This window comes from Micromonospora sp. DT62, from assembly GCF_049847285.1.
GTDB classification, from domain to species: Bacteria; Actinomycetota; Actinomycetes; order Mycobacteriales; family Micromonosporaceae; genus Micromonospora; species Micromonospora reichwaldensis.
In genome coordinates, this window is record NZ_JBNCOB010000003.1 from 243,960 (window position 1) to 255,073 (window position 11,114).

The window sequence follows — 11,114 nt, forward strand, 5'->3', positions numbered from 1 at the left end:
TGGCTGGACGGCTCCGCCGGCCGCCACTACCGCACCGGGGACCTCGTGCGCGCCGACGCCGCCGGCCGCGTCGAGTACGTCGGCCGGGTCGACCGGCAGGTCAAGGTCCGGGGCTTCCGGGTCGAGCCCGGCGAGGTGGAGCGGCAGGTCCTCGCCCACCCGGGGGTCCGGCAGGCGTACGTGTGCACCCGGCGGGACCCGGTGCACGGCACGAACGAGCTGCTGGCGTACCTGGTGACGGCCGCCGACCTGTCGTACGCGGAGTTCGACCGGCACCTGGCCGCGACCCTGCCGCCGTACCTGCGCCCGCACCGGGTCCACCGGGTCGCGGCACTGCCGCTGACGGCGAACGGCAAGGTGGACGCCGACGCGCTCCTGCGGCGCGACGACCCGCCCTGGCGTGCTGGGCGCGAGGACCCGCCTGGGCGTGGTGGGCGCGAGGACCCGCGCCCACACGACGGGCGCGAGGAACGCCGTGGCCCGCACCCGCACGACGGGCGCGACGGCGACCCGGCCGAGGCGGCCGGCGCGGCGTGGCAGCGGGCGGTGCTCGGGCTGGCCGGTGAGGTGCTGGGCGTGCCCGACCTGCGACCGGACGACCGGTGGATCGCCAGCGGCGGGGATTCGCTCAAGGCGCTGCGGCTGCGCTTCGAGATCCAGCGGCGCTGGGGCGCCGAGGTGCCGCAGGCGGTGGTGCTGGGCGGCGACCTCGCCGAGCTGGCCACGGCGGTCGCGACGGCCCGCACCGCGACCGGCTCGCCGTACCCGGTGCCGGCTCCCCCGTCCGGTGCCAGGTCTGCGCCGGCCACCTCGGAGCAGCAGCGGCTCTGGCTGTTGCAGCAACGGTCGCCGGCGTCCACCGCGTACCACGTGGGGCTCGCCTTCGAGCTGCGCGGCCGGGTCGACGTCGATGCGCTGCGGCACGCGCTGCGCCGGGTGGTGGCGCGTCATCCGGCGCTGCGGACCGCCTTCCGGGCCACGCCGGAGGGGCTGCGCCAGGAGGTCGGCGAACCCTACGACCCGTGGCGCGAGCCCACTCCCACTCCCGGCGCCGACGGCGACGGGGCTGACGACGGGGCCAGGGCTGACGATGGGGCCAGGGCTGACGGCCGGGCTGGGGACGGCGACGGGGCCGAGGCCGGCGACTGGGCTGGCGACGGTGACAGGGCCGGGTGGCGCGAGCGCGCCCGCGTCCTCTTCGCCGCCCCCTTCGACCTCGGGCAGCCGCGCATGCTGCGGGCGTACTGGCTGGCCCGCGACGGCGGCGGGGTGCTCCTGCTGCACCTGCACCACATCGCGGTCGACGGCTGGTCGCTCGACGTCCTGTTCCGCGGGCTGTCGGCCGCGTACGCGGCGGCGCTGGCCGGCACGACCGAGGACGAGGACGAGGACGACCCGACCCCGCTGGACTACGCCCGGTGGCAGGCCGAGTGGTTCGCCCAGCCGGCCTACCGGGCGCAACGCGACGCCCTGCGCGGCCACTACGCCGACGTGGCGGAGGTCGCCGCGCCGCTGCGGCCGATCCGGGAGCACGGCGGCACCGGGGATCACCTGTTCCGCACCACGATCGGCCGGGAGCGCCGCGCCGCCCTCGACCGGCTCGGCGCTGAGCTGGGACTGACCCGCTTCCCGCTGCTGCTGACGCTCTTCGGCTGGGCCGTGCACGGGGTGACCGGCCGCACCCATCCGCGCGTCGCCAGCCCCGTCGCGAACCGGCCCGTACGCGACTTCGAGGCGAGTGTCGGCATGTTCGCCAACACGGTGCTGCTGCCCCTGGCGCTGGCACCCGCCGAGGAGCTGCGGGCGCAGCTGCGCCGACAGGCCGACGCCGTACGCGCGGTGCTCGACGCGCAGGACGTGGCGCTCGCGCACGCCGTCGCCGACCACGACTTCGGCGCCGACGCGCCGCTGTTCGACTTCCTCTTCGTCCTCGACAACACCGACTTCTCCACGCTGGCGCTGCCCGGCTGCGCGTCCCGGCCGGTCTGGCTGGCCCCGACCGAGGCCAAGTGTCCGCTCACCCTCTCGGTCGTCGCGCACGAGTCCGACTTCGACTGCCTCTGGGAGTACGCCGACGAGCACTTCGACGCCGCCGACGTGGCCGCGGCGGCCGAGTTGTTCCGGCGCGGCCTCGACGCGTTGACCGGCACCGGCCCGAGCACGCTGGCCGAGCTGGTGCGGCCCTACCGTCGCGGCCTGCCCGAGCCCGGCCGGGGTTCGCGTACCCCGTCGGCCTTCCCCACCGTGGCCGAGGCCTTCGCCCGGCGGGTGCGGGCGGAGCCGACCGCGACCGCGCTGGTGGCCGGCGACCGTCGCCTCAGCTACGCCGACCTCGACGCGTACGCCTCGGCGCTCGCCGCCGAGCTGCTGCGGGACCATCCGGTCTCCACCGACGACCGGCATTGCGTCGCCCTGTTCTTCGAACCGTCGGTGGAGCACGTGGTGGCGCTGCTCGCGGCGGCCCGACTCAACCTGACCGTCGTGCCGCTCGACCGGGCCTACCCGCCGGCGCTGCTGCGCCAGGTGCTGGGCCAGGTCGACCCGCTCTGCGTGCTGCTGGCACCCGGCGACGAGCCCGCCCTCGACGCGATCGACGAGGGCGCCCACCCCCGGCACCCGGTGGTACTGTCCCGGTCGGCCACGCCCGTCGCGCCTTCGTACGCCGGCCGCCCGCTCTACACGCTCTTCACCTCGGGCTCGACCGGCACGCCCAAGGGGGTGCAGGTCGGCGACGCCCTGCTGGTCAACCTCCTGCAATGGCAGAGCGAGGCCGGCGGCCTGGCGGGCGCGGCGGCGACCCTGCAGTTCTCCATGCTCTCCTTCGACGTCTCCTTCCAGGAGATCTTCGGCACGCTCTGCGGCGGCGGCACCCTGCACCTGCCCCGGCCCGGGTGGCGGCAGGACATGCCGGCCCTGCTGGCGCACCTCGACGCCGCCGGCATCGAGCGGATCTTCCTGCCGTACGTCGCCCTGCAACTCCTGGCCGAGCACGGGGTCCGCCTCGGCCGGTACCCGTCCCGGCTGCGGGAGGTCGTCACCGCCGGCGAACAGCTGATCTGCACCGACAGCATCCGCCGCTGGTTCGCCGGCCTGCCCGGTGCGCGCCTGTTCAACCACTACGGCCCGACCGAGACCCACGTCGTCAGCAGCCTCTGCCTCGACGGCGACCCGGCCACCTGGCCGGCCCGCCCCGCCATCGGCCACCCGGTCGCCAACACGTGGCTGCGGGTGGTGGACTCCGCCGACGAGGTGGTGCCGCCGGACTGCCCCGGGCAGCTGCTGATCGGCGGGGAGCTGGTGGCGCCCTGCTACCTGGACGATCCGGCGCTCGACCGGGCCCGCTTCGTCGAGCTGCCCGGCCACGGCTGGTTCTTCCGCAGCGGCGACCAGGCCCGGTTCGACCGGGACGGTCTGCTGCACTACCTGGGCCGCGACGACCAGCAGGTGAAGGTGAGCGGGCACCGGCTGGAGCTGGGCCAGGTGGAGGCGGCCCTGCTGACGCACCCGGCGGTCGTCAACGCCGTGGTGGTCCGCGACGATCCGCACCTGGTCGCCTGTCTGGAGCTGCGGGCGGATCCACCGTCCCCGGAGGAGCTGGCCGGTCATCTGGCGGGGCTCCTGCCCGGGTACGTGCGGGTGGACCGGTTCCGGCGGCTGCCGGAGCTGCCGCGTACCGCCAGCGGGAAGCTGGACCGCCGCCGCGCGTTGACCGCGCCGGGCGAGGAGCTGCGGTCGGGCGCCGCCGCGCCGGCGCCGGTGATGTCGGTCCTGGAGTCCCGGCTGGCCGGGCTCTTCGAGGAGGTCGTCGGGACGCCGATCGCACCCGACCGGCGCTTCTTCGACCAGGGCGCGGGCAGCCTCGACCTGATGCGCTTCCACCTGCGCTGCGCCGCCGAGGGGCTGCCGTTGAGCATCCCCGACCTCTTCGAGCACGTCACCATCCGCCGCCTCGCCCGGTTCCTCACCGAGCGGCGGGCCACGGAGGCGCCGGTGGGCGGGCGGGACGGGGCTGTCGCGGGCCCGGCGGACGAGCCGGTCGCCGTGGTCGGGATGGCCGTCCGGCTGCCCGGCGCGACCGACCTGGCCGCCTTCTGGGCGATGGTGGAGGCCGGCGACCGGGGCATCGAGCACTTCGACGCCGCTGACGGCCTGGTCGGCGCCCGCAGCCAGCTGGCCGGGGTGCTCGGCTTCGACCCCGGGCACTTCGGCATCAGCCGGCAGGAGGCGCGGCTGATGGATCCGCAGCAGCGGCACCTGCTGATGAGCTGCGTGGAGGCGTTGGCGCACGCCGGCATCGCCGATCCCGCCGGGCAGCGGGTCGGCCTGCTGGCCAGCTGCGGCGAGAACACGTACTTCCAGACGATGCTGCGCGAAGCCGATCCGACGCGGCTGCCGGACTCCTTCCAGTTGGCGCTGCACCACGAGAAGGATTTCCTCGCCACGAAGGTCGCCTACCACCTGCGGCTGACCGGTCCGGCCTTCACCGTGCAGGCGGCCTGCGCCAGCTCGCTGGTGGCGGTCCACGTCGCGGCCGGGCTGCTCCGACAGGGCGACAGCGACGTGATGCTGGTCGGCGGCGTGCTGGTGGACCCGCTGCTGACGGCCGGCTACCGCTACCAGCCGCAGCACATCTTCTCCCCCGACGGGCACTGCCGGCCGTTCAGCGACGACGCCGGCGGCACCGTCGGCGCCAGCGGGGTGGGCGTGGTCGTGCTCAAGCCCCTGCGGCTGGCCCGGCGCAACGGCGACACCGTCTACGCCGTGATCACCGGATCGGCAGTCAACAACGACGGCGCGGAGAAGATCGGCTACGCCGCGCCGTCGGTCGCCGGCCAGCGTGAGGTGATCCGTACCGCGCTGCGTCGCAGCGGGCGTACCAGCGGTGACGTGGGCTACGTGGAGGCGCACGGCACCGGCACGGAGCTGGGCGACCCGGTGGAGGTGGCGGCGCTACGCCAGGCGTTCGACCTGGCCGAGCCCGGTCGCGTCGCGCTGGCCTCGGTGAAGAGCCAGATCGGTCATCTCGGCGCGGCGGCCGGGGTGGTCGGCCTGGTCCGCGCCGTGCTGGCCGTGCACCACGGGCTGATCCCGCCGAACGTCGACTTCCGCCGCCTCAATCCACGGCTGGGCCCCGATCCGGCCCCGTTCCACATCCCCACGAAGTCCCGGCCCTGGCCCGTCGACCGGCCACGCGTGGCGGCGGTGAGCAGCTTCGGCATCGGCGGCACCAACGCCCACCTGGTCTGCGAGGCGGTCGAACAGGTCGGCGCCGGCCCGGAGACTCCGCCGGGTCCCGGCGTACCGGTGGTGCTGCTCGCCAGCGGCAGCGCGGCCGGCCTGCGCGCCGACGCCGACCGCATCGCCGACTACCTGGCGGCCCGGCCCGAGGCCTACCACCGGGTGCTGCGCCACCTCCAGGCGGGCCGCACGCCGGGCCGGTGGCGGGCGGCGGCCGTCTGCGCCGACGCGGCCGCCGCCGTTGCCTGGCTGCGCACCGCGACCGCCGTCGAGGTCACCCCCGGCGAGGCGGCACCCGTCGCGGTCACCGGCTCGGCCGGTACGCCGCCGGCAGCCGACCTCGTCGCCGCCTGGCTGGCCGGTCGGCCGGTCCGGTGGCCGGCCGGGCCGGCGCAGCCGCCCTGGGACTTTCCCCCGCCGGCGTTCGTGCTCGTCGACCACGAGTTCGCCCGCGCCGCCCCGCCGGCCGGGGCGACACCGACGACCGGGGCGACGTCGCCCACCAGCACGACATCGCCCGCCAACACGACACTGCCGACCGGGACGGCACCGCCCGCCGGAGCGGCGTCGCCCGGGGTGGCATCGCCAGCCGGGGCAGCGGCGCCCGCCGAGGTGGCGTCACCCGGGGCGGCGCCGGATGATCAGCCGTGGCCGGCGCGGCTGCCCGAGGCCGAGTGGTTGCACCAGCCGCACTGGGTGCGCTGGCGGCACGCGGGGGCCGACACCGGTGCCCGCCGCCCGGAGACGCTCGTGATCATGGCCGCGGCACCACCGTCGCCGGCCGCGCTCCGCGCCTTCGCGGCGTCCCACGCCCGGGTGGTGGCCGTCACCGCCGCGGACGGCTTCGCCCGGCTCGGACCGGACAGCTACCAGGCCGACCCGGCCGATCCCGAGTCGCTTGGCCGGCTGCTCGACGCGCTGACCGGCGCCGACGCCGGCCCGCTGGCCGCGCCCGGGCACGGCGGTGTCGACTGGCTCCACGCGCTGCCGCTGGCCGTCGTCGGGCCGGTCGGCGCGGACGCGCTCGCCGACTCGTACCGGGCCTGCGTCGACACCCCGGCGGCGCTGCTGGCAGCCGTCGCCGCCCTGCCCCGCCGACCCCGGCTGCGGGCCTGGTGGCTGTCGCAGCAGGCGCAACCCGTGGACGACGACGTACGCCGGCCGGAGCTGGGCCTGCTCGCCGGGGTCTGCGAGGTCGCGCCCCAGGAGGGCGACGTCGCGAGCCACTGGGTGGACCTGCCGGGCCCCGATCCGGCCGACTGGGCGCCGGCGCTCGCGGCGCTGCTGGCGGAGGAGGCACCGCCACCCCGCCGACTCGCGCTACGCGGGAGCTACTGGTGGGAGCAGGCGCTGCTGCCGGTCCGCCCGCCGGCCGCGCCGGCCACGCATCCGCTGCCGGCGGTGCCCGCCACGCGCGCGCTGCCGGCCGGACCGGCCGTGTACGTGGTCCTGGGCGGCACCGGCGGCATCGGGCGGAGCATCGCCGCCTGGCTGCTGGAGCAGGGCGACTGCCGGGTGGTCCTGCTGGCGCGGCGCGGGCCGCTGCCGGCCGGGCTAACGCGGTGGGCCGAGCGCGTCGACCTCGTCGAGGGCGACCTGGCCGAGACCGGACCCGACGAACTGCTGGCCCGGCTCGACGCCCGGACCCGACGGGTCGACGGGGTGGTCCACGCCGCGGGGATCGGGGCCGGCGGGCTGATCGGCCGGCGGGACGCGGCCGGGATGCGGCGGGCCACGGCCGGCAGGGCGTACGGCGCGCTGTTCGTGGAGCGGCTGGTGGCGCGCCACCGGCCGTCGTTCGTCGTCTACTGCTCGTCGATGTCGGCGCAGCTCGGCGGCGTCGGCCAGCTCGACTACGCCGCCACCAACGGGCTGCTGGACGGCTTCGCCCGGCACCGGGCGGACGGGGCCGACGCCACGCTGCGGATCTCCGTGGGCTGGGACGTCTGGAGCGAGGTGGGCCTGGCCCGGGACGCCCTGCCCACCGACGCCCGGCACCGGGCACACCTGGCGGTCGGCCTCTCCGTGGACGAGGGGCGCCGGCTCTTCGCGCAGGCCCTGCGGCTGCGGCTGCCGCAGCTGCTCGTCTGCACCACCGCGCTGGACCGGGCGCGGGAGTTCTACGCGCCACCGGCCGGCCCGGCGGACGCGACACCCGCCGTACTGCCCCGGTCGGCCGCCGAGCAGGTCGGCGAATGGCTCTGCGACTGGCTGGGCGCCGACCGGCTCGACCCGACCGTGTCCCTCTACGACCTGGGGGCCGACTCGCTGCTGCTGCTGGACCTGATCGACCGGGTCAAGGAGCACTTCGGCGTCAGCCTCGGCCTGTCCCAGCTGAGCCACCGGGTGAGCCTGGCCGAGGTGCTGGGGCTCCTCGGCGAGCCGGTCCGCGCCGCCGACCCCGCCGACCCCGCCGTGGCGGTGGAGGTCTGGCAGGCGGGCCGGGGGCGTACGGTGCTCTGCCTGGTCCATCCGGTCGGCGGCGACGTCCAGGCGTACCGGCCGCTGGTGTCGGCGCTCGACCCGGAGCTCACGGTCTGCGTCATCGCCGATCCCGCGCTGGTGAGCCCCGGGCAGCCGGCCTGGTCGCTCGCGGAGCGGGCCGCGCGCTACCACGCCGCGCTGCGGGACCGCTTCCCCCGCGACGAGTGGCGCTGGCGGCTCGCCGGGTGGTCGTTCGGCGCCTGGGTGGCGCTCGGGATGGCGGCGGAGGCCGAGGCGGCCGGCCAGCCGGCGGACGAGCTGTACCTGCTCGACCCGCCGCCGCCGGACGCCGCGCCGGCCTTCGGGGCGTACGACGAGGAGCGGCTCGCCGCGCTCTTCGCCCACGAACTGGGGGCGGCGACCGGCGCGAACACCGCGGCGACGGCGTACGCGGACGCGCTGGCGCGCTGCTGCCGGGCCAACCTGGCGAGCATGGCGCAGCACACCCTGCCCCGGCTGGCCGGGACGCCCGGGCGGCTCTGGCTCGCGGGCCGTCCGACGGCCGGGCTGCCGGCGCTCGGTGCACCGCAGGAGCAGGCCCGCAAGTGGCGGAGGCACCTGACCGGGCTCGCCTGGCACCTCGTCGACACCACCCACTACGGCATCGTCGGGGCGCCGCACGTGGACGCGGTGGCCGGGGCCATCAACGAGGCGGAGTTGGCCACCGACCCGAGGGCGGCGCGATGAACCCGTACCAGTCGTTGCCGTCGCGGTCGTTCTGGCGCACCGCCGTGGCCGAGCCGGAGATGCTGGACATCGGCGAGGTGTGGACGCCGAAGTTCGGCCTCGACCCGGACGATCCGGTCCTCACCGCCGGTTCCTGCTTCGCCCGCCACCTCGGTCCCGCCCTGCGCGACGAGGGGATGAACTGGCGTGAGGTCGAGCTGCCCCCGCCGGGGCTGACGGAGGCTGAGCGCCGGGCCCGCCACTACGGCGCGTTCTCCTTCCGCACCGGCACCATCTACACCGCCGCCGCCCTGCGGCAGTGGCTGACCTGGGCGCTGACGGACGACCCCGGGCCGGACGAGGTCTGGCGCGAGGGCGACCGGTTCTTCGACCCGTACCGCCCGTCGGTCGAACCCGAGGGGTACGACTCGGCGGAGGCGACCCTGGCCGCCCGCCGGTCCACCCTGGCGGCGATGCGGGGGGCGGTCGCCGAGGCGGGCTGTCTCATCTTCACCCTCGGTCTGACCGAGGCCTGGCGCGACGCGGTCACCGGCACCGTCCACCCGGTCTGCCCGGGCACCGTCCGGGGCACCTTCGACGCCGGGCGGCACGTCTTCCACAACTTCACCGTGGCCGAGGTGCACCGGGACCTCTGCGCCGTCGTCGCGCTGCTGCGCGCCGCCAACCCCCGGCTGACCGTCCTGCTGACCGTGTCGCCGGTGCCGCTCACCGCGACGGCGACCGGGGCGCACGCGTTGACCGCCACCACGTACTCCAAGTCCGTGCTGCGGGCCGCGGCGGGCCAACTGGCCCAGGAACACGACCACGTCGACTACTTCCCCTCGTACGAGCTGATCACCGGTTTCCCGTTCCGGGGGGTCTTCTTCGCGCCGAACCTGCGCGCCGTGACGCCGGCGGGGGTCGCCTTCGTCATGCGCCACTTCTTCGACGCCCTCGAAGGCGACCGGAACGGGACCCGGCCGAGGGATCGGACCGCGTCGGCGTCGGACCGCCGCGCCGACGCCGACGGAGGTGACCTCTACTGTGACGACGCCGTCCTCGACCACTACCGTGCCGGCTAGGTTTCTGCTGCTGGGCGACTCGCACGCCGGGCCGATCGCCCGCGCGGCCACGGCGGCCGGGGTGCCCTTCGTCGGCGGGCCGGTCGGCTCGGGGCGCGACTTCAACGTCGGCTTCTTCGAGGTCCGCGACGACGGCCTGGTGTTCCGGGATGCCGCCGTGCAGGAACGCCACCGCGGCTTCCTGGCCGAGCTGGGCGTGGCCGACGTCGGGCAGCTCGCCGTCCCGCTGGTCTCGACGTTCGGGCTCAGCGCCCACTTCTTCGCCACCACCGAGAACTGGCGGATCTACCGGGCGGGCGACGGCGCCTTCCCGGCGGGCTTCCTCGCCAGCGGGCTCTTCGACGACATCGTGCGCGCCATGGCCCGCGACGCGCTGGCCTTCTACCGCCACGCCCTCGACCTGGGGCTGCGCGTCCTCGCGGTGCTGCCGCCGCAGCGGGTGCCGGGGATGTCCGACCCGCTGGTGTTCATGGCGGCCCAGGAGACGATCCGCCGCGCGCTCGTCGCGCTCGGCGTGGAGATCGTGGACCTGCGGGCCCGGGTCACCGACGGCACGGGCCGGCAGCGGGCCGCGTTCTGCGAGCCGGACGACCCGATCCACGGCAACCTCGCCTTCGGCCGGCTGATCGTGGCCGACCTGCTGGCGCGGGGGCTGTGACACCCAATCCAGGAGGGAACGAATGGAAGAGCACGTCCTTGCCGCCGTCGAGCGGGCGACGACCCGCCCGCCGGAGCGCTACGACACCATCACCGTCCGGCCGATCTCTCCGGTCATCGGCGCGGAGGTCTCCGGCCTCGACCTCGCCGCCGAACTGTCGGACGGGCAACTGGCCGAGGTCAGGCGCGCCTTCCTCGCCCACCACGTGCTGGTCTTCCGCGACCAGGTGCTCTCCGCCGAGGACCACAAGCGCTTCGCCGGCCTGTTCGGCGAGTTGCGCCGGCAGCCCCTCGCCGACCTCGACGGCGGCGACCCCGCCGTCCTCGAGATCAGCGCCGGCCGGGACTCGCGGTTCGTGGCCGGCGAGGACTGGCACACCGATGGCACCGCCGAGGCCGAGCCGTCGCTGGGCTCGATGCTCTACGTCACCAGGACGCCGGAGATCGGCGTCGGCGGCGACACCCTCTGGGCGAACATGCACCTGGCGTACGAGATGCTTTCTGCGCCGATGCGGGCTTTCCTCGACGGGCTGACCGCGGTCCACGACGGCCTGATCCCGTGGCAGGGTCACACCCCGCCGCCGGAGTACGTCGTGCCGAAGAGCGAGCACCCGGTCGTCGTACGCCACCCGGAGACCGGCCGCAAGCTGCTCTTCGTCAACGCCGGCTTCACGTCGCACATCGTGCAGCTCTCCCGCCACGAGAGCCGGGCGCTGCTGGACATGCTCTTCGGCTGGGTCGCCCAGCAGCCGATCCTGAGCTGCCGGGTCCGTTGGACGCCGAACACGCTGGTGTTCTGGGACAACCGCTGCACCCAGCACCACGCCGTCTGGGACTACTACCCGCACTCCCGCTACGGCCAGCGGGTGACCATCAACGGCAGCCGGCCGATGGCGTAGCCGGTCGGGCCGACCCCCGCGCCGGCCCGGCGGCGGATCCGCTCGCCGGCCGGTGGAGGGCGGTGGCCGGTGGGGGGCGGTGGCCGGT

General features: G+C 75.9%; 4 protein-coding genes (1 of these 4 only partly in view). All 4 read left to right on the plus strand.

Going from position 1 to position 11,114, the window contains the following annotated elements; all coding sequences use genetic code 11:
* Tightly spaced (at most 22 nt apart), the 4 genes in view from ACPXCB_RS06800 to ACPXCB_RS06815 form a layout consistent with a single transcriptional unit that may run on beyond the window.
* A protein-coding gene (locus ACPXCB_RS06800) for an amino acid adenylation domain-containing protein (RefSeq protein ID WP_425873193.1) crosses the window boundary here: on the plus strand, positions 1-8,409 show its 3' portion. The gene continues 1,113 nt to the left of window position 1, outside the view; only the last 8,409 of its 9,522 coding nucleotides appear in the window; its start codon lies beyond the left edge, outside the window; the stop codon is at positions 8,407-8,409.
* Complete coding sequence (locus ACPXCB_RS06805; RefSeq protein ID WP_425873195.1) at positions 8,406-9,470, plus strand: GSCFA domain-containing protein; 1,065 nt, start codon at positions 8,406-8,408, stop codon at positions 9,468-9,470. The genes ACPXCB_RS06800 and ACPXCB_RS06805 overlap by 4 nt, the downstream gene beginning before the upstream one ends.
* A complete protein-coding gene (locus tag ACPXCB_RS06810; RefSeq protein ID WP_425873197.1) occupies positions 9,460-10,128 on the plus strand; it encodes a hypothetical protein in 669 nt (222 codons plus the stop codon). Before ACPXCB_RS06805 ends, ACPXCB_RS06810 begins: the two co-directional genes overlap by 11 nt.
* Positions 10,129-10,150: 22 nt before the next feature.
* On the plus strand, positions 10,151-11,026 hold the full coding sequence (locus ACPXCB_RS06815) for a TauD/TfdA dioxygenase family protein (protein WP_425873199.1): 876 nt from the start codon (positions 10,151-10,153) through the stop codon (positions 11,024-11,026).
* The last annotated feature ends 88 nt before the right edge of the window (positions 11,027-11,114 follow it).